The following is a 17,851-nucleotide window of genomic DNA, read 5'->3' as shown; positions in this document are numbered from 1 at the left end:
TCTGTTCTTATGAGTCTGCCGGGCGTCAGACGCGTTCGATGGCCAAGGCCAGACCCTGGCCGACGCCGACGCACATGGTCGCCAGACCTTTCTTGCCGCCCGTCTTTTCCAATTGATGCAGCGCGGTCAGCACCAGACGCGCACCGCTCATGCCCAACGGATGGCCCAAGGCAATGGCGCCACCGTTCGGATTGACCTGTGCCGCGTCGTCCGCAATACCCAATTCACGCAGCACCGCCAGACCCTGGCTGGCGAAGGCTTCATTGAGTTCGATCACGTCGAAATCGCTGACGGCCAGGCCCAGGCGTTCAGTCAGTTTGCGCACCGCCGGGACCGGGCCGATGCCCATCACCCGCGGTGCGACACCGGCGCTCGCCATGCCCAGCACTTTGGCGCGAGCGGTCAGGCCGTGTTTCTTCACCGCGTCGGCCGAGGCCAGGATCAAAGCCGCGGCACCGTCGTTCACTCCCGAAGCGTTGCCCGCGGTGACGGTTTTGTCGGGGCCATTGACCGGTTTCAGTTTGGCCAGGGTTTCCAGCGTGGTATCGGCACGTGGATGCTCATCCTGGCTGACGACGCTTTCCCCTTTCTTGTGGGCAATGCGCACTTCGACGATTTCTTCAGCGAAAAATCCTGCAGCTTGCGCGGCGGCTGTGCGCTGCTGGCTGCGCAGGGCGAAAGCGTCCTGATCCTCGCGGGACACTTCGTAATCGTCTGCCACGTTATCGGCGGTCTGCGGCATCGCATCGACGCCGTATTGGGCTTTCATCAACGGATTGATGAAGCGCCAGCCAATGGTGGTGTCTTCCAGCCTCATGTTGCGCGAGAACGCCGCATCGGCCTTGCCCATCACAAACGGCGCGCGGGACATCGACTCGACGCCGCCGGCAATCGCCAGCTCCATTTCACCGCTGGCGATGGCGCGGAAGGCGGTGCCGATGGCGTCCATGCCCGAAGCGCACAGGCGATTGAGCGTAACGCCTGGAATGCTTTCCGGCAGCCCGGCCAGCAGTAGCGCCATGCGTGCGACGTTGCGGTTGTCTTCGCCGGCCTGGTTGGCGCAGCCGAGAAACACCTCGTCCACGGCTGCCCAGTCCACCGACGGGTTGCGGTCCATCAACGCCTTGATCGGCACGGCGGCGAGGTCGTCAGCACGAACCGCCGACAAGCCACCGCCGAAACGGCCGATGGGGGTGCGAATCGCGTCGCAGATATAAACGTCGCGCATCACGCTTCTCCCGGTGCTTGGCCGTGGGCGGCGGCGGTGCGGGCTTCCAGATCCCTGAGCGCCTTCAATTCAACGTCGGTGGGCTCGGCGGTGTGTTCAACCGTGTCTGCGAAACGAATTGCCCAACCGGTGGCAGCAATCACTTGCTCGCGGGTTACGCCCGGGTGCAGTGCGGTGACCACGAATTCATGGGTGTCCGCTTCCGGTTCCATGATGCACAGGTCGGTGATGATGCCGACCGGACCTGCGCCCGGCAGGCCGAGACGCTTGCGTGAATCACCGCCCTCGCCGTGGCCGACCGAGGTGATGAAGTCGAGTTTGTCGACGAAGGAACGTGCCGACTGTTTGAGGATAATCAGAACGCTTTTCGCCGAACCGGCAATCTCCGGCGCACCACCGGCACCCGGCAGGCGGACTTTCGGCTGGTGGTAGTCACCGACCACCGTGGTGTTGATGTTGCCGAAGCGGTCGACTTGCGCGGCACCGAGGAAACCGACGTCGATGCGTCCGCCCTGCAACCAATAGCGAAAAATCTCACCGGTCGGGACGACGGTGTCGGCAGTTTCCGCCAACTCGCCGTCACCGATCGACAGCGGCAGTACGCTCGGCTTGGCACCGATCGGACCCGATTCGTAGATCAGGACTACATCCGGCGAGGAAGTCAGTCGCGCCAGGTTGGCCGCTTTCGACGGCAGGCCGATGCCGACAAAGCACACTGAACCGTTCTTCAGGCGGCGGGCGGCGGCGACGGTCATCATTTCATTGGTGGTGTAAGTCATTACCTGGCCTCCGAAGCAGCGGCCAGCTTGGCCTGGAACTCGCTGAAGTCAGCGCAGCCGTGGATGTATTCGTTGATCCACGCGGTGAAGGTTTCACGGTCGCGGGCAATCGGGTCCCAGGCCTGGTAGAAACGGTTATCACGCTCGTTGTAGCCGTGAGCGTAGGACGGATGCGCGCCGCCGGGAACGTGGCAGACCGCGCTCAACACCCACGTCGGCAGAACACACGAGTTCATCGGTGCATTGAGGTCGTCGACGATTTCTTCGACGGTAACGATGCAGCGCTTGGCGGCCAACGCCGCTTCTTTCTGCACGCCGAGAATGCCCCAGAGCAGCACGTTGCCTTTGCGGTCGGCTTTCTGCGCGTGAATCACGGTGATGTCCGGGCGCACCGAAGGCACGGCAGCCAATACTTCGCCGGTGAATGGGCAGGTAACGGTTTTAATCAGCGGATTGACCTTCGGCAGGTCGGAACCGGCGTAGGCACGCAGCACCGCGAACGGTAGGCCGGATGCGCCAGCGACGTAGGCATTGGCCAGGTCGGCGTGGCTGTGTTCTTCGATTTCCAGCGCCTGTGGCCACTGCTTCTCGACGGCGTCACGCAGGCGGTGCAGCGAACCGACGCCCGGGTTGCCGCCCCAGGAGAAAATCAGCTTGCGAGCACAACCGGCGCCGATCAACTGGTCGTAGACCAGGTCAGGCGTCATCCGCACCAAGGTCAGGTCTTTCTTGCCCTGGCGAATGATTTCGTGACCCGCCGCCGTAGGGATCAGGTGAGTGAAGCCTTCGAGCGCGACGGTATCGCCGTCGTTGACGAATTGCTTCACCGCGTCGTGCAGCGAAAGAATTTCAGCCATGGGGCAGGCTCCCGTTTTGTTATGAACCGACAGTGGATGAAAAGGGCGCGAGGTTCAGCGCCGGAATGCCTGAAGGTTAAGCCTGTGCAAAACGTCAAACAATCCGATAATCGACTGAGTGTTCGTTTATCGAACAGATTGTTGTCTCACTACTGATCCCAAAAAGCTTCGCGGGCAAGCCTCGCTCCTACAGATTCGCCGCGTTCACGGACATCGTTAATCCTGTAGGAGCGAGGCTTGCCCGCGAAGAGGTCATCAAACTCGCCAAAGAATCTGGATCAGGCCCTCAGGTCGCATCCGCATGACTGACCATGCCCTTGATCACCACCGCAGTCGTCGCCAACGCCGCCGGAATCACCAGCGCCGTCAGCACCTGTTCAAAATTCCAGCCCAACCCCAGCAGCGTTGCGCCCATCCACGCCCCGAGAATCGCTCCGAACCGGCCAATCCCCAGCATCCACGACACGCCCGTCGCGCGCCCTTGAGTCGGATAAAACCGTGCCGCCAGCGAAGGCATCGCCGATTGCGCGCCGTTGACGCACATCCCGGCCACCAGCACCAACGTCGCCAATAGCGTGATGTTGCCCAGGCTTTGCCCCACCGCGTAGGCAAACACCCCGGCCATCAAGTAGAAAATGCCGATAACCTTGTGCGGATTGAACCGGTCCATCGCCCAGCCCACGCCCACTGCGCTCAGCACCCCGCCAAACTGAAACAGCGCGCCAATGAACGCCGCTTGCTCCATGCTCGCGCCGCTGTCGCGCATCAGCGTCGGCAGCCAACTGGTCAGCAGGTAAACGATCACCAGCCCCATGAAATAGGTCAGCCACAGCAACAGGGTGCCGGTGCTATAGGTGCCGGAGAAAATCACCGCAAACACGTTGCGCGCCTTCACGGTTTTCTGCTCCGGCACACTGAAGCTGGAGGCCTGAGCGACAACGGTCGGATCGATCGGCGCCAGCGCCTTGCGCACTTTGTCGGTGCCGCGATTGCGCACGACCAGGTAACGCGCCGATTCCGGCAGCCAGAACAGCAAGACGACGGCGAGAATCAACGGCAGAATCCCGCCGATCAGCAGCAGACTGTGCCAGCCGAAAGCAGGAATCAGCTTGGCCGAGATAAACCCGCCACCGGCCATGCCGAGGTTAAAGCCGCAAAACATGCTGGTCACCAGCAGGGATTTTTTGCGCTCGGGGGTGTATTCCGACAACAGCGTAGTGGCGTTCGGCATCCCGGCGCCAAGGCCCAGGCCGGTGAGAAAACGCAGCACCAGCAGTTGATCGACGTTGGTGCTGTACGCCGATGCCAGGCTGAAAGCGCCGAACAACAGCACCGCGCCGACCAGTACGACTTTTCGCCCAAAGCGGTCAGCCAATGGGCCGGAGCCCAGTGCGCCGAAAACCATGCCGATCAGCGCCGCACTCATGACCGGGCCGAGACTGGCGCGATCGATGCCCCAGTCCTGGGACAGGGCCGGCGCGATGAAGCCCATGGCCGCGGTGTCGAGGCCATCGAGGAAGACAATCAGGAAACACAGGATCACCACTCGCCACTGGTAGCGCGAAATGGGTTGAGCATTGATGAAGGACTGCACGTCGAGGCAGTTTCCTACAGCAGACTGAGGCTGGTTCATTATTTTTATTCCACGCAAGAACGCAGTCGGACAGGTGCCAGCCTTGGGCTGGCGCTGCCGCGACAGTAATGATCCTGGGGAAACAGCGTCAATTCGATAAACGCGACTCTGTGCGTTTATCGAACAGCTTAGGCAAACAACTGAGCGCTGAGGTCGCGACTGGCACTCAGCAAGCCCGGCAGGAAACGTTGCTCCAGCTCGTTGCGGCTGACCCGCCCGGCGTGGGTACTGACGTTGAGCGCCGCCACCACCTGGCCGGAAGCGTCGTACACCGGAACGGCAATCGAGCGCAGGCCTTGCTCCAGTTCCTGATCGACGATGCACCAGCCTTGCTGCCGCACTTCCTGCAAACATTCGAGCAACGCCTCGGGGGTGTGCAAGGTGCGGCTGGTCTTCGCCTGGAACTCCGCATGGTCGAGGTATTCGCGCAGCGAAGTGTCATCCAGTGCCGCGAGAAGAATCCTGCCCATGGAGGTGCAATAGGCCGGCAATCGTCCGCCCACCGACAGGTCGACGGAAATCAGGCGCTGAGTGGTCGCCGAGCGAGCGATGTATAAAATGTCGTCGCCCTCCAGCGTGGCCATGTTGCAGGCCTCGTGAAGTTGCTCGCTCATGCGGTCCAGATACGGCTGAGCGGAAACCGCCAACGGCGTCGAGGACAGGTAGGCATGGCCGAGCGTCAGCACTTTGGGCAGCAGCGAATAGGTGCGACCGTCCGTGGTGGCGTAGCCGAGTTTGATCAGGGTGTGCAGGCAACGTCGCACAGCGGCGCGTGGAATTTCCGTGCGGTGACTGATCTGGGCAATGGTCAGGTGTCGCTTGCGCTCCTGGAATGCTTGCACCACCGCCAACCCCCTGGCCAGGGATGTCATGAAATCCGGGTCGCCGGTCAAGGCCTGGATTCGCTTGGCTGGCGAGGCCACGATCGGCGGCGCCACTGAAGCGAAGGAATTGCGCATTTGATCGTTCATATCAGGTCCTTTTCCTACACGGATCAGCGGCTATTACAAGCGGCTTCGGGTCCTGCACACAAGCCACAGACCGCAAGATTGGGCGATTATCGAACCATCGACCGATAATCGCAATCGGCACCACGGGCACTGCCAACCCTGCACACGCTGATTTTCGCAGTGCCCGCTACATGCTTTTATTCATGTTGGGTCGCTGACTTAAAGGCGCGATGTAATGGGGTTAACTTGTTCGACTTTATGGCGTCAGAAAGACATCGTCGCAATGTGACATCATCGCAGCCCTAGTTACCGATGAAAGTTACGAGTAACAAAACAATCACACAGATAGAACTACTTTTAACTCTCAAGAGATAGTGTTCTTCGGATCGACCGCTATAATGCACCTCAGTGGCGAAGCGGTTTTTACGTGCCGATTCCGCTACTCGGCAGCCCGGTATTCTATCGTCGCTGTCTGCAGCAAGCGCTTGACGCTCATTTCATATGCTCCGCCAATGCGCTCGCTGGAACAGGTAACTGATGCTACGTCAGCTGTTTTTCTCTGGTGCCGTGGCCGCCTGCAACATGGAAGTATTGTTCGCACGCCGTAAAAAACGATGCCTTTGTCGGGCATTGTCCTTTCGACGAGTGTGGTCAATTGATTCCATGCAGCGCGTTTCACCAGAATTTATCTCAACTCATACAGGTAGCACTGTGACGAAAGACGAACTGCGCGCGGAACTTGAGCGCCAGGAACAACGTTACAAGGAAGTTTACGGCGGGGAAGTCACCACCTACGCCGCTCAGCCCGAACCCGAACGCAAGCCTTGGCGTAAACGCGCCACCGTTCAGGATCAGGCATTCACCCAGGAATTGCAGAAGATGGAAAAGGAACTCAAAGCCGAAGAGCCTTGATCACCCCGACCTGAATTCTTTCAAGGGTCTGCATCTGCACCTGTTAAAAGCGGGTTGTATGGATGATGCCTTTTGCGCCCGCTACAAGCGGGCAGCGGCCACCTCACCCTATGGTTGAGGCAAATGGCATGTGCCTGACCCTCTTCTCAGATATTTCACACAAGCGTTCAAGCCTCTCGACCTCACGAGAGAAGCCCTTGTGGCTGCGGCCTTTTCATCTGAATTCAATGACTTGCAAAACCCGGTGAAAAGCTGGGGGATAGGCTATCGGCACAAACTAATTCGTTGAAGAATGTTACCGATGAGCACCTAGTGCATCGATTAGCAGTCTTTTCTGGCATAATCGCGCCCCCTTATGACCGGGTCAGAAAACCTTCATGATCGATTTATTCAGCGGACTGGATGCTTGGGTGCTTGTGAGCCTCTTGCTCGCCCTGGCCTTTGTCCTCGCCTTCGAGTTCATCAACGGCTTTCATGACACCGCTAACGCGGTGGCCACCGTTATCTACACCAAAGCCATGCCGCCTCACCTGGCGGTGTTCTTTTCCGGTGTGTTCAACTTCCTCGGCGTGCTGCTGGGCGGCGTCGGCGTGGCGTATGCCATCGTCCACCTGCTACCGGTAGAGCTGCTGATCAATGTGAACACCGGTCACGGGCTGGCCATGGTGTTCTCGCTGCTCGCCGCTGCCATCACCTGGAACCTGGGCACCTGGTACTTCGGTATCCCGGCCTCAAGCTCCCATACGCTGATCGGTTCGATCCTCGGTGTCGGCCTGGCCAACGCGTTGATCAACGACATTCCGTTGGCTGATGGCGTGAACTGGCAGAAGGCGATCGATATCGGTGCGTCCCTGGTGTTCTCGCCGATGGCCGGATTCCTGGTTGCAGCCCTGATATTGATCGGCCTTAAATGGTGGCGTCCGCTGTCGAAGATGCACAAGACGCCGGAACAGCGCCGCAAGATCGATGACAAGAAACACCCGCCGTTCTGGAATCGCCTGGTGCTGGTGATTTCGGCGATGGCCGTGAGCTTTGTGCACGGCTCCAACGATGGCCAGAAAGGTATCGGCCTGATCATGCTGGTGCTGATCGGTATCGTGCCGGCGCAGTTCGTGCTCGACCTGGGCAGCACGACTTACCAGATCGAGCGGACTCGCGATGCGACCTTGCACCTGAGCCAGTTCTACAAGCGCAATGCCGATACGCTGGGTGAATACCTGGCCCTGGGCAAAAGCGTGGAAGGCGATCTGCCGGAGAAATTCCGTTGCAACCCGCAACAGACCGAACCGACCATCACCGCCCTCCTCGGCACCCTTAAAGGTGTTGCGGATTACCACTCGCTGACGCCGGATAGCCGCATCGAAGTGCGTCGCTACCTGCTCTGCCTGGACGACACGGCGAAGAAAGTCGGCAAGCTGCCAGGCCTCCACGCCCGTGAAAAGGCTGACCTGAACAAGCTGCGCAAAGACCTGACCACCACCACCGAATACGCCCCGTTCTGGGTGATTCTGGCGGTCGCCCTGGCCCTCGGCCTGGGTACCATGGTCGGTTGGAAACGCGTGGTTCTGACCATCGGCGAGAAGATCGGCAAGCAGGGCATGACTTACTCCCAAGGCATGTCGGCACAGATCACTACCGCGACCCTGATCGGCATGGCCAACATTTTCAGCCTGCCGGTGTCCACCACCCACGTCCTGTCCTCGGGCGTGGCCGGGACCATGGTCGCCAACAAAAGCGGCCTGCAAGGCGGCACCGTCAGAACCATCCTGCTGGCCTGGGTCCTGACCCTGCCAGCGACAGTGGCCCTGTCGGCCGGCCTGTTCTGGCTGGCGTCGAAGGCACTGGGCAGCTGATCCATCGCTGCAATAGAAAGGCGCGTTCCGTGAGGTTCGCGCCTTTTTTATGGCCGGCATTTCGGCATTCCCGGTCTATTTAAAGAGATTGGTTGGCCGTGAGGACGCCTTCGCGGGCAAGCCTCGCTCCTACAAGGGGATCCCCACCACCAAATCGCGGGCAAAAAAAAGGGCAACCGAAGTTGCCCGAAATGCCTTGCGTGCTCATTACATCCAGAAAGAACTACGGCTTACGCTTATGCGAATCCTTCCAGATAAAAAATCCAAACCCTGCGAAAAACAGAACCATGAGGCCAACTGTCAGCACTCCGGCGATCACCACGTTGTCAAAAAACATGACGGCTCTCCTGCACTTGCCCTGTTGCGATAGGGCTAAGTTAACCAATCAGGCAGGAGAAAAAATTGACCGGGATCAATGTCGCCCGAGACAGGGCGTAAAGGAGGGGGAATAACTGACCTGCATCAAAGGATGCAGGGTGTTTCAGCGCTTTTTCGGCTTGTTCTTCGGCTTCTTTTTGGCTTTACCCAACGGCATCGCCTGCTCAAACGCCTGACGCACTTCATTCAGACGCTTTTCATTAAGGTCATGAACCCGCTTGGCGCGTTCAGAGTTAAGGTCAATCAGCTTGTCATCTTGGCTCATGGTGCTCAGTACATCGTATGGCAGGGTTTTAGCAATAATGCGGTCTCACGGCAGCGCTGACCAGCCACAACCTCAAATCTGGATATCGACCCACAACCCCTGCCGCGGCTGATCTTCCATCAACGGCGCCACCGGCACGGTATTGTCGGCATTGAGCTCGACACCCGGAACCGCCAGATGCTCCTCCGGATCTTCATCGGCTTCACGGCGACGCCTGTCCCGCTCCTGCTTGCGACGCTGTTCCTCACGCAGCTGAAAAGCCGCTTCCTCGGGATCACGCTGTTGCAGGTCGATGGTGCTTTCGTTGGAGCTTTCCTGCACCGGCACCACAGGCGGAATGTCAGGGCGCTGGCGGATCGGGTCCTGCTGTGAAGTGATCGGCACGGCACTCAAGGGGAGCATCGGTGGCAGCATAATTATCAGTCTCCTGTCAGCAGGCTGTCGGCTGCGGGGATGGCGACTTGAGCCATCGGTCGCAAACTGTGACCGGTTTGGCACCGATTGGTGCCCCGACCTGCAAGCATCGCATCACTGGGCTAACGTAAGACTGCGAGTTTTTATGAGAGTCCTTTGGCCCTGAAGCCCTCATTCCGTTAAGATAGCCCGCTTTTTCAAGGTGGGAGTCAGGCAGCATGGCGCAGCAGTATCAACCGGGGCAACGCTGGATCAGTGACAGCGAAGCCGAGCTGGGTTTAGGCACCGTTCTGGCACAGGACGGCCGCTTGTTGACCGTGCTCTATCCGGCCACTGGCGAGACTCGCCAGTACGCGCTACGGAATGCGCCCCTCACCCGCGTGCGATTTTCGCCGGGTGACTCGATCACTCACTTCGAAGGCTGGAAACTCACCGTCCAGGAAGTCGACGACGTCGACGGCCTGCTGGTCTACCACGGCCTCAACGCGCAGAACGAAGTGGTCACCCTGCCGGAAACCCAGCTGTCGAACTTCATCCAGTTCCGGCTGGCCAGCGACCGTCTGTTCGCCGGGCAGATCGACCCACTGGCCTGGTTCTCCCTGCGCTACAACACCCTGGAACACACCAGCCGCCAGTTGCAATCCTCGCTCTGGGGCCTGGGCGGCGTGCGTGCGCAACCGATCGCGCACCAGCTGCACATCGCCCGTGAAGTCGCCGACCGCATTGCCCCGCGGGTTTTGCTGGCCGACGAAGTGGGCTTGGGCAAGACCATCGAAGCCGGCCTGATCATCCATCGCCAACTGCTTTCGGGCCGCGCCAACCGCGTGCTGATCCTGGTTCCGGAGAACCTGCAGCACCAGTGGCTGGTCGAGATGCGCCGCCGCTTCAACCTGCAAGTCGCGCTGTTCGACGAAGAACGCTTTATCGAAAGCGATGCCGCCAACCCGTTCGAAGACACTCAGCTTGCGCTGGTTGCACTTGAGTGGCTGGTAGACGACGAGAAAGCCCAGGATGCGCTGTTCGCCGCGGGTTGGGACATGCTGGTCGTCGACGAAGCGCACCACTTGGTGTGGCACGAAGAAAAAGCCAGCCCGGAGTACTCGCTGGTTGAGCAACTCGCCGAAGTCATTCCCGGCGTGTTGCTACTGACCGCGACCCCGGAACAACTGGGCCAGGACAGCCACTTCGCGCGTCTGCGCCTGCTTGACCCGAACCGTTTCCATGACCTGCACGCCTTCCGCGCCGAGAGCGAAAACTATCGCCCGGTGGCCGAAGCCGTTCAGGAGCTGCTGGACAAGGGGCGCCTGTCGCCGGAAGCGCACAAGACCATTCACGGTTTCCTCGGCAACGAAGGCGAAGCCTTGCTGGCGGCGGTTAACGATGGCGATATCGAAGCCAGCGCCCGTCTGGTCCGTGAACTGCTCGATCGCCACGGCACCGGCCGCGTGCTGTTCCGTAACACCCGCGCCGCCGTGCAAGGTTTCCCGGAGCGCAAACTGCATCCGTACCCGCTGGCGTGCCCGGACGAATACCTCGAACTGCCGCTGGGCGATCATGCCGAGCTGTACCCGGAAGTCAGCTTCCAGGCCCAGCCGGACGCCAACGAAGAAGAACGCTGGTGGAAATTCGACCCGCGCGTCGAGTGGCTGATCGATCAGCTGAAAATGCTCAAGCGCACCAAAGTGCTGGTGATCTGCGCCCACGCCGAAACCGCCATGGACCTGGAAGACGCCCTGCGCGTGCGTTCCGGGATTCCGGCCACGGTGTTCCATGAAGGCATGAACATCCTTGAGCGCGACCGCGCCGCGGCCTACTTCGCCGACGAAGAGTTTGGCGCACAAGTGCTGATCTGCTCGGAAATCGGCAGTGAAGGTCGCAACTTCCAGTTCTCGCACCACCTGGTGCTGTTCGATCTGCCATCGCACCCGGACCTGCTGGAGCAGCGTATCGGTCGTCTGGACCGGATCGGCCAGAAACACATCATCCAGGTGCACGTGCCGTACCTGGAAACCAGCCCGCAAGAGCGCCTGTTCCAGTGGTACCACGAAGCGCTGAACGCGTTTCTCAACACCTGCCCGACCGGCAACGCCTTGCAGCATCAGTTCGGCCCGCGCCTGCTGCCGCTGCTGGAAAATGCCGACGATGGCGAGTGGCAAGCGCTGATCGACGAGGCCCGCGCCGAGCGTCAGCGTCTGGAAGCCGAGCTGCACACCGGCCGTGACCGTTTGCTGGAGCTCAACTCCGGCGGCGCTGGCGAAGGTGATGCTTTGGTCGAGGACATTCTCGAGCAAGACGATCAGTTCGCCCTGCCGATCTACATGGAAACCCTGTTCGACGCCTTCGGCATCGACAGCGAGGACCATTCGGAAAACGCCCTGATCCTCAAGCCGAGCGAAAAAATGCTCGACGCCAGCTTCCCGCTGGGCGACGACGAAGGCGTGACCATCACTTACGACCGTAACCAGGCGCTGTCTCGCGAAGACATGCAGTTCATCACCTGGGAGCACCCGATGGTGCAGGGCGGCATGGACCTCGTGCTGTCCGGTTCTATGGGCAACACCGCCGTGGCGCTGATCAAGAACAAGGCGCTGAAACCTGGCACCGTGTTGCTGGAACTGCTCTACGTCAGCGAAGTGGTTGCGCCGCGTTCGCTGCAATTGGGCCGTTACCTGCCGCCGGCCGCCCTGCGCTGCCTGCTCGACACCAATGGCAATGACTTGTCGGCCCGGGTGTCGTTCGAGACCTTGAACGACCAACTGGAAAGCGTGCCCCGTGCCAGCGCCAACAAGTTCATCCAGGCTCAGCGCGATCAACTGACGCCACGGATCAACGCGGGCGAAGAGAAAATCTTCCCGCGTCACGCCGAACGGGTTGCCGAAGCGCAACGTCGTCTGGCGGCCGATACCGACGAAGAACTGGCGCGCCTGACCGCGTTGCAAGCGGTCAACCCGACCGTGCGTGACAGCGAACTGGTCGCCTTGCGCAAGCAGCGCGAACAGGGGCTGGCCATGCTAGACAAGGCTGCGTTGCGACTGGAAGCGATTCGGGTGTTGGTGGCGGGTTAACTCCCCTGCTCCACTCTGCTAAAAATGAAGGCCCGCAGCGATGCGGGCCTTTTTGTCTGCCTGATTGTTGTGGTGTTGCTGATGGCGATTATGCGTTCGCCACCGTAATCCCAGGTTCACTCACAGCCACCAACCCATCCTTCATCCGCTTCGCATCCCGAACAAAACACCGCGAAGCCAGGAACAAAAACACCATGGTGAAAAACAGCGCCACCGGGATCAAATACATCGCGTCATGCAACCCGACCGCCTTGAACGCCTCGGTCATCTGCTCGACGCCCGCCGCGGCCATCGCCGTGTGCGCGAAGTGGTCGGACAAACCGCCCACCACCACCGGCCCCAAACCACCGCCCAGCAAGTACAACCCGGCAAAGAACAGCGCCATCGCCGTGGCCCGCAAACGCGGTTCGACCACGTCCTGAATCGCCGTGTAAACGCAGGTGTAGAAGTTGTAAGCGAACAGCCATCCCACACTGAATATCGCGACGAACACCCCGATCTCGATCCGCCCGGCATGCAGCGCCCACGCCGTACACACGGTCGAGATGATCAGGCTGAACGCCGCGAACAGCAGTCGCCCATTGGCCACCCGCTGGTGAATCTTGTCGGCGACCCAGCCACCGAGCGTCAACCCGAACAACCCGGTCACGCCGACGATCACCCCGGTCGCCACCGCTGCTTCTTGCAACGGCATCAGGAAGTAACGCTGCAGCATCGGCACCAGAAACGAGTTGCAGGCATAGGTGGCAAAGTTGAAACACAGCCCCGCCATCACCAGCCACAGGAAGGTCGGCACGGCCAGCACGCGACGGATCGGCCGGTCGATGCGCTCCTGGGAGACTTGCACGCTCTCCGCGGCGCCGCGTTTCGGCTCCTTGATGTAGAACATGAAGATCGCCAGGATCAGCCCCGGCACCGCCGCGATGAAGAACGGTGCACGCCAGCTGTCGAAAGCCTTGACCATTGCGCCAATGGTGAAGAACGCCAGCAGCAGGCCCAGTGGCAGGCCGAGCATGAAAATGCCCATCGCCCGCGCACGACGGTGAGCCGGAAACAGATCGCCGATCAGCGAGTTGGCCGCCGGTGCGTAACTGGCTTCGCCGATGCCTACGCCCATGCGCACGATCAGGAACGCCCAGAAATTGCCCACCAGCCCGTTGACAGCCGTCAGGCCGCTCCACGCCGCCAGGCCCCAGCCCATCAGTTTGCTGCGCGAGCCGGTATCGGCCATTCGCCCCAGCGGCAGGCCGGCAATCGCATAAACGATGGTGAATGCAGTACCGATGATCCCCAGCTGAAAGTCGCTGAGGTGCCATTCCATGCGGATCGGTTCGATGATGATGGCCGGGATGGTGCGATCGAAGAAGTTGAACAGATTGGCCAGGAACAACAGGAACAGAATGCGCCAGGCATTCGCCGCTTGGGTCGAGTTCTGCATGGGGTCCGTCTCTTTTATTGTTATTGGGGCCTCGCTGTCCCCGGAACCTCCAATTTAGTCAGGCCCGCCAAAGCTGTCTGTAATTATTCGTAATGCTGATACCAGCCCATGGCGTCATGCGCCACCTGTGGGAGCGGGCTTGCTCACGAAGAGGGCACTACATTCAATAGAGAGGGTGACTGATCCCCCGCTTTCGCGAGCAAGTCGGATCGCCGCACCGCCGCTCCCACAAGGGATTTGCAAGGCAGGTATTTCTCGCCATTGGTCACCTTGAAAATACCTTCGCCCCCCCTTCCCAAGCCCAAGGCGAAGCCTAGAATAGCGGCCTTGTCTGCCTCACCTTGCCCCCCATCCCTCCTTTGATTATCGCCCATGTCCGAAGCCAGTCCGTGTCTGAATTGCGGTGCCTGCTGTTCTCATTTTCGCGTGTCTTTTTTCTGGGGTGAATGCACCTCGGCCGGGGGGACGGTGCCTGACGACCTTGTCGCGCCCATCAGCCCCAGCCGGGTGGCCATGCTGGGCACCGATTGCAAACCCACCCGCTGTGTCGGGCTGGTCGGCGAAGTCGGCAGCACCGTGCAGTGCTCGATTTACGATCAGCGTTCCAGCACCTGCCGCGAGTTCGACGCCTCCTGGGCCAATGGCGAGGCAAACGTGGATTGCGATGCGGCACGGGCAGCGTTCGGACTACCGGCCCTGCAACCGGAACTCGAGTTCCCTTATGAGCAGATCGCCTAAGGCTGTGCACGAGTAATTACAAAATCATTAGCAGCAATAGGCCACTACCGTTTGCACTCTTTGTATGAGCTCTATACTCCAACACATTCGCCAGGGGACATGGTGTCGGCTGGATAAATACGGGGCGTCCGATGGAGTGGCCTGCTTTATATTTCACGACCCAACTGCCAGAAACCGGCCAGGTCATACTCAATTGCGCCCATAACCCCTTTTTGGTGTTGCTGGCTTATGTGGTTGCCTGTGCGACCGGCTTCGCCACACTGGACATCACCGAACGGGTCGGCCATGCCGAAAAACCCGCGTCCCAGCGTCTCTGGTGCTGGATTGGTGCCGCGTGCCTGGCGGGCGGGATCTGGGCCATGCACTTCATCAGCATGCTCGCGTTCCAGGCGCCGATCGAAATCCATTACCAGTTGCCCATCACCCTGATCTCTCTGTTATTTGCATTGACCGCCTCGTGGCTGGCGATGCACACCCTCAGCCATCCTCATCCGAGTTTTTGGCAAACCCTGCGGGCCGCGGTGTGGATCGGTTTGGGTATCGCGACCATGCACTACGTAGGAATGGCCGCCATGCGGTCGAATGCGACGGCCTATTACGACCCCGGCCTGTTCGTCCTCTCCATCGTGATCGCGATTGGCGCCAGCCTGGCCGCCCTGTTGATTTCCCGTCACCTGCGCGAAGGCAGCGGCGTGGCTCATCAACTGCTTAAATACACCGCCAGCCTAGTACTCGGGGCCGGTATCGTCAGCATGCATTTCACCGGCATGGCGGCGCTCAACCTGGTGCTTCCCATCGATAGCCTCCAGCCGCTGCCAGGCGACAACAATCACCTGCAACTGGGATTGACGGTGGCGATGATGACGTTGCTGATCATCGGCAGCAGCATCAGCGCGGCACTCGCCGACAAGAAGCTGCAACACAAGGAATGCGACCTGCAGCGGGTCAACACCCTGCTCGGCCAGCTGGATCAGGCGCGCCTGTCGCTGCAAAAGGTGGCGCACTACGACGCACTGACCAACCTGATCAACCGCCGTGGTTTCAACCAGATTTTCTCCGAAAAGCTGCTCGAGAAGACTAACGAAGGCGGCATGCTGGCGGTGATATTCCTCGACATCGACCACTTCAAGCGGATCAACGACAGCCTTGGCCATGACGCCGGCGACGAATTGCTCAAGGTTCTGGCCAGCCATATCAAGGCCTCGGTGCGCAGTAACGACGAGGTGGTGGCGCGCTTCGGCGGGGACGAGTTCTGCATCCTCATTGGGCTGCATGACCGTGAAGAAGCGCGGCACATGGCCCAGCGCATCATGCTGAAGATGAAAGAGCCCATCGAGCTGGCCGGACGCAGCATGGTCATGACCACCAGCATCGGCATCAGCGTGTTTCCGCAGGATGGCACGACCTGCGAGGAGCTGCTGAAAAACGCCGACCTGGCGCTGTACCAATCCAAGGGCAGCGGCCGCAATGGGCTGCATTTTTTCAGCCCACACATGAAAACCCGTGCCACGCTGGAGCTGCAACTCGAAGAAGAACTGCGGCACGCCCTGCGCAATGACGACGGATTGATCCTCTATTACCAACCGATCTATGAGCTGAAAACCGGGCAAGTCACCAAACTCGAAGCGCTGATTCGCTGGCAACACCCGGTTCACGGGTTGCTGGCACCGGATCGATTCATTGCCATTGCCGAGGCCAACGGCCTGATCGCCGAACTGAACAACTGGGTGTTGCGCAAGACCTGCGAGGACCTTGGCGAGCTGTCCCGCCAGGGCCGTGAAGACCTCAAGATCGCCGTGAATTGCTCGCCGCTGAACCTTGCCCGCGAGGATCTGGCCGATGAAATCGAAAATGCCCTGCGCATCGCCGGGGTGGCGCCGCACCGGCTGGAACTGGAGGTGACCGAAAACGCGCTGATGGGCAACCTCGCCAACACCCTGGTGCTGCTTAAGCAGATCCGCTCCCTCGGGGTCTCACTGTCGATCGACGACTTCGGCACTGGTTATTCATCCCTGGCCTACCTCAAGCGCCTGCCGCTGAACACACTGAAAATCGACCGCTCGTTCATCCAGGACGTCCCCAAGGCCACCCAGGACATGGAGATCGTCCACGCTATTATCATCATGGCCCACACCCTGCATTTACAGGTCATCAGCGAGGGCGTCGAAACGTCCGAGCAATATGACTTTCTCGAACGCCTGGGCTGCGACTTCGTTCAGGGCCACCTGCTCAGCCGTCCGGTGCCTATGGCCGAGTTGCATGCGGTACTGGAGGACATCAATCAGCGCAAACACGCACGCAGTGTCAGTCCTCTGAGCCTGGCTTGCGGTACAACTGCACTAACGTCGACGGATCCTTTTCCAAAAAGCCCTGGCCCCCATGCAGGCGCATCAGTTGTGCGGCCAATCCGCTGATCGGCGTGGCTGATCCCTGTTCGCGGGAGAATTTCACTGCGGTGTCGAGGTCCTTGAGTAGCGTGCGCACGTGCCACTTCACTGGTTCGAAACGACTCTCGGCCATTTGCGGGGCAAGGATCTGCAACGGTCTTGAATCAGCGAAACCTCCCGCCAGCGCCTCGGCGATCAGGCTGGCGTCGACCCCGGAACGCTCGGCCAGCGCCACCACTTCAGCAATCACCAGCGCATTGCAGGCGACGATCATCTGATTGCAGGCCTTGGTCACCTGCCCGGCGCCGATTCCGCCCATGTGAGTCACCCGTTGACCGAGGTTCAACAGCACCGGCCGGACTCGCTCAAGGTCTGCCGCTTCGCCGCCGACCATAATCGCCAGGCTGCCGACCTCGGCGCCGACGACCCCGCCGGACACCGGAGCGTCCAGCCAGCGCATGCCGCATTGGCTGACAAGCGCCGACGCCATTTCCCGCGTCGCGGTAGGTTCCAGACTGGAAAAATCCACCAGCAACTGGCCACTTTTCGCCCCCTCGGCAATGCCGACCGGGCCGAAAACCACCTCGCGCACCACCGCCGTGTCCGCCAGGCACACCATCACCACATCGGCATGCTGACCCAGTTCAGCCGCTGTCGCCACTTGCCGGGCGCCGGCCTCGACCAACGCTGCGCACTTGGCCGGATTGCGATTCCACACCGTCAGCGGATACCCCGCCGCCAACAGGCGCCGGCACATGGGCAAGCCCATCAGGCCAATTCCGGCGAAACTCAACGAAGGTAGGGTTGACATCATTTAGCCTCCTTTTGATTAAAGATCGCCGAATATTGGCCGATTCATCATGACTAAGGAAAGGATTCCCCCGAGCGATGCTCAGGCTTTGACCCTGACGCTTGGGCAAAATACGCGCTAAAAAAGTCGCGAGTTCCTATTCC

15 protein-coding genes are annotated in these 17,851 nt (G+C 60.2%); 5 read left to right on the top strand and 10 right to left on the bottom strand.

The features are described from left to right. Positions 1–25: 25 nt before the first annotated feature. The 5 genes from pcaF to pcaR all read right to left on the bottom strand — a co-directional run bounded on the left by pcaF (position 26) and on the right by pcaR (position 5,468). Positions 26–1,231: a 3-oxoadipyl-CoA thiolase gene (pcaF, locus tag ACYZTM_RS22130; RefSeq protein WP_178083815.1), complete on the bottom strand. Its 1,206-nt coding sequence runs from the start codon at positions 1,229–1,231 to the stop codon at positions 26–28. Beyond that, positions 1,228–2,007 (bottom strand): CoA-transferase subunit beta, encoded by a 780-nt coding sequence (locus tag ACYZTM_RS22125; RefSeq protein ID WP_131059296.1) that lies wholly within the window; start codon positions 2,005–2,007, stop codon positions 1,228–1,230. Before ACYZTM_RS22125 ends, pcaF begins: the two co-directional genes overlap by 4 nt. Continuing rightward, on the bottom strand, positions 2,007–2,864 hold the full coding sequence (locus ACYZTM_RS22120; protein ID WP_131059295.1) for a CoA transferase subunit A: 858 nt from the start codon (positions 2,862–2,864) through the stop codon (positions 2,007–2,009). The genes ACYZTM_RS22125 and ACYZTM_RS22120 overlap by 1 nt, the downstream gene beginning before the upstream one ends. Positions 2,865–3,150: 286 nt before the next feature. Continuing rightward, entirely contained in the window at positions 3,151–4,497 is a 1,347-nt protein-coding gene (locus ACYZTM_RS22115) for a 4-hydroxybenzoate transporter PcaK (protein ID WP_131059293.1), read from the bottom strand. 128 nt (positions 4,498–4,625) lie between these two features. Next, positions 4,626–5,468: a pca regulon transcriptional regulator PcaR gene (pcaR, locus tag ACYZTM_RS22110; RefSeq protein ID WP_010462552.1), complete on the bottom strand. Its 843-nt coding sequence runs from the start codon at positions 5,466–5,468 to the stop codon at positions 4,626–4,628. Positions 5,469–6,158: 690 nt separating this feature from the next. Between pcaR and ACYZTM_RS22105 the strand changes: the two genes are divergently transcribed. Together ACYZTM_RS22105 and ACYZTM_RS22100 are read left to right on the top strand one after the other, a co-directional pair. After that, entirely contained in the window at positions 6,159–6,359 is a 201-nt protein-coding gene (locus tag ACYZTM_RS22105) for a hypothetical protein (protein WP_007935837.1), read from the top strand. Between the two features lie 377 nt (positions 6,360–6,736). Further along, positions 6,737–8,212 carry an inorganic phosphate transporter gene (locus tag ACYZTM_RS22100; protein ID WP_131059292.1) on the top strand — a complete coding sequence of 492 codons (1,476 nt, stop codon included), beginning with the start codon at positions 6,737–6,739 and terminating at the stop codon, positions 8,210–8,212. 223 nt (positions 8,213–8,435) lie between these two features. On the opposite strand, the gene ccoM is transcribed toward ACYZTM_RS22100, so the two are convergent. From ccoM to ACYZTM_RS22085, 3 genes are all read right to left on the bottom strand, one after another. Next, complete coding sequence (ccoM, locus tag ACYZTM_RS22095) at positions 8,436–8,549, bottom strand: cytochrome c oxidase subunit CcoM (protein WP_010462558.1); 114 nt, start codon at positions 8,547–8,549, stop codon at positions 8,436–8,438. A 144-nt stretch (positions 8,550–8,693) separates the two neighbouring features. Then, positions 8,694–8,855 (bottom strand): hypothetical protein, encoded by a 162-nt coding sequence (locus ACYZTM_RS22090; RefSeq protein WP_007935839.1) that lies wholly within the window; start codon positions 8,853–8,855, stop codon positions 8,694–8,696. 72 nt (positions 8,856–8,927) lie between these two features. Beyond that, a complete protein-coding gene (locus tag ACYZTM_RS22085; protein WP_131059291.1) occupies positions 8,928–9,269 on the bottom strand; it encodes an aspartate-semialdehyde dehydrogenase in 342 nt (113 codons plus the stop codon). A 218-nt stretch (positions 9,270–9,487) separates the two neighbouring features. Between ACYZTM_RS22085 and rapA the strand changes: the two genes are divergently transcribed. Next, positions 9,488–12,334, top strand: coding sequence for an RNA polymerase-associated protein RapA (gene rapA / locus ACYZTM_RS22080; RefSeq protein WP_461984652.1), 2,847 nt, complete (start codon positions 9,488–9,490; stop codon positions 12,332–12,334). Between the two features lie 88 nt (positions 12,335–12,422). Here rapA and ACYZTM_RS22075 read toward each other — a convergent pair whose 3' ends face one another. Further along, entirely contained in the window at positions 12,423–13,772 is a 1,350-nt protein-coding gene (locus tag ACYZTM_RS22075; RefSeq protein WP_461984650.1) for a spinster family MFS transporter, read from the bottom strand. A gap of 372 nt (positions 13,773–14,144) precedes the next feature. On the opposite strand from ACYZTM_RS22075, the gene ACYZTM_RS22070 reads away from it, so the two are divergent. Both ACYZTM_RS22070 and ACYZTM_RS22065 read left to right on the top strand, forming a co-directional pair. Continuing rightward, positions 14,145–14,510, top strand: a complete 366-nt coding sequence (locus tag ACYZTM_RS22070) for a YkgJ family cysteine cluster protein (RefSeq protein WP_131059288.1) — start codon at positions 14,145–14,147, stop codon at positions 14,508–14,510. A 131-nt stretch (positions 14,511–14,641) separates the two neighbouring features. Beyond that, entirely contained in the window at positions 14,642–16,924 is a 2,283-nt protein-coding gene (locus ACYZTM_RS22065) for a putative bifunctional diguanylate cyclase/phosphodiesterase (protein ID WP_461984647.1), read from the top strand. Here the strand turns inward: ACYZTM_RS22065 and ACYZTM_RS22060 are convergent. Continuing rightward, positions 16,815–17,711, bottom strand: coding sequence for an NAD(P)-dependent oxidoreductase (locus tag ACYZTM_RS22060; RefSeq protein ID WP_461984645.1), 897 nt, complete (start codon positions 17,709–17,711; stop codon positions 16,815–16,817). The genes ACYZTM_RS22065 and ACYZTM_RS22060 overlap by 110 nt on opposite strands. Positions 17,712–17,851 lie beyond the last annotated feature (140 nt).

This window comes from Pseudomonas sp. MDT2-39-1, from assembly GCF_054898085.1.
This window is presented reverse-complemented; position numbering and strand designations above follow the sequence as displayed.

Excerpts from the sequence above, each read along its gene's own strand:
- ACYZTM_RS22070 (WP_131059288.1), top strand. The coding sequence starts at position 14,145 with ATGTCCGAAGCCAGTCCGTGTCTGAATTGCGGTGCCTGCTGTTCTCAT.
- ACYZTM_RS22100 (WP_131059292.1), top strand. The coding sequence starts at position 6,737 with ATGATCGATTTATTCAGCGGACTGGATGCTTGGGTGCTTGTGAGCCTC.
- ACYZTM_RS22125 (WP_131059296.1), bottom strand. The coding sequence starts at position 2,007 with ATGACTTACACCACCAATGAAATGATGACCGTCGCCGCCGCCCGCCGC.
- ACYZTM_RS22065 (WP_461984647.1), top strand. The coding sequence starts at position 14,642 with ATGGAGTGGCCTGCTTTATATTTCACGACCCAACTGCCAGAAACCGGC.
- ACYZTM_RS22075 (WP_461984650.1), bottom strand. The coding sequence starts at position 13,772 with ATGCAGAACTCGACCCAAGCGGCGAATGCCTGGCGCATTCTGTTCCTG.
- ccoM (WP_010462558.1), bottom strand. The coding sequence starts at position 8,549 with ATGTTTTTTGACAACGTGGTGATCGCCGGAGTGCTGACAGTTGGCCTC.
- rapA (WP_461984652.1), top strand. The coding sequence starts at position 9,488 with ATGGCGCAGCAGTATCAACCGGGGCAACGCTGGATCAGTGACAGCGAA.
- ACYZTM_RS22060 (WP_461984645.1), bottom strand. The coding sequence starts at position 17,711 with ATGATGTCAACCCTACCTTCGTTGAGTTTCGCCGGAATTGGCCTGATG.
- ACYZTM_RS22120 (WP_131059295.1), bottom strand. The coding sequence starts at position 2,864 with ATGGCTGAAATTCTTTCGCTGCACGACGCGGTGAAGCAATTCGTCAAC.
- ACYZTM_RS22090 (WP_007935839.1), bottom strand. The coding sequence starts at position 8,855 with ATGAGCCAAGATGACAAGCTGATTGACCTTAACTCTGAACGCGCCAAG.
- pcaR (WP_010462552.1), bottom strand. The coding sequence starts at position 5,468 with ATGAACGATCAAATGCGCAATTCCTTCGCTTCAGTGGCGCCGCCGATC.
- ACYZTM_RS22115 (WP_131059293.1), bottom strand. The coding sequence starts at position 4,497 with ATGAACCAGCCTCAGTCTGCTGTAGGAAACTGCCTCGACGTGCAGTCC.
- ACYZTM_RS22085 (WP_131059291.1), bottom strand. The coding sequence starts at position 9,269 with ATGCTGCCACCGATGCTCCCCTTGAGTGCCGTGCCGATCACTTCACAG.